The sequence below is a fragment of the Synechococcus sp. R8-2 genome, assembly GCF_047461715.1.
Classification (GTDB): domain Bacteria; phylum Cyanobacteriota; class Cyanobacteriia; order Thermostichales; family Thermostichaceae; genus Thermostichus.
Genome location: NZ_JANSHQ010000437.1, coordinates 1 through 732 on the forward strand (window position 1 = coordinate 1; position 732 = coordinate 732).

At 61.3% G+C, this 732-nt stretch carries 2 protein-coding genes; both read left to right on the top strand.

The genetic code is table 11. The annotated features are described in order from the left end of the window. Window positions 1–514, top strand: a 514-nt coding sequence (locus tag NW819_RS10470; protein ID WP_414413700.1) for a PPC domain-containing DNA-binding protein, incomplete at its 5' end; no start/stop codon positions are given. Between the two features lie 90 nt (window positions 515–604). Continuing rightward, window positions 605–732: helix-turn-helix domain-containing protein (locus tag NW819_RS10475; RefSeq protein ID WP_414413701.1), on the top strand; the 128-nt coding region annotated here is incomplete at its 3' end.

The window sequence follows — 732 nt, forward strand, 5'->3', positions numbered from 1 at the left end:
CCAGCCCATGCCGCCGGGATCCCTCAAGATTTATCCCTTGCGCCTCTTCCCCGGCCAAGATCTCAAGCAGGAACTGGAGCGAGTGGCCCGGCAGCAGCCCTTGCAAGCGGGGTTTGTCCTCAGCGCTGTCGGCAGCCTTAGCCAAGCCACCCTGCGCCTGGCCGACCAAATGGGGGATCACCTGTTGTCGGAACGCCTGGAGATCCTGGCCCTGAGTGGATCCCTGTGCCCTGACGGAGTCCATCTCCATCTCACCGTTGCCGATGCCCGAGGCCAAACCTGGGGGGGACACCTGCGCCCCGGCTGCCTCATCTACACCACCGCCGAAATTGTCCTCGCCGATAGCCCGGAGTACCGCTTCTCCCGTCAACCGGATCCGGCCACCGGCTACCTGGAGTTGCACATCCAACCCGTGGCAGGGGATCCCTGCTGGCCGTCCCCACCCCCCCAACCCCAGCAAAACCAGCAGACAAAACCAGAGGCTGACAACAGCAGGCCGAAAAGCTTACAGTAGCCAACATGAGTTACCTAAAGCTAAAGGGGGCTTGTGAGCGCCAAGCCGAAAGCTTCACGGAACTCATGGACGCTTTGCGGTGTGGCGGGCATGTTACTGGGTTTTCGGACGCAACTCATTCTTAACCGCAAGCAAACAACTCTAGCCGCCCAACACGCTGGGGTAGCCCGCCACGCCTATAACTGGGGCTTAGAAGTCTGTCGGCAAGCCCTGGAGAA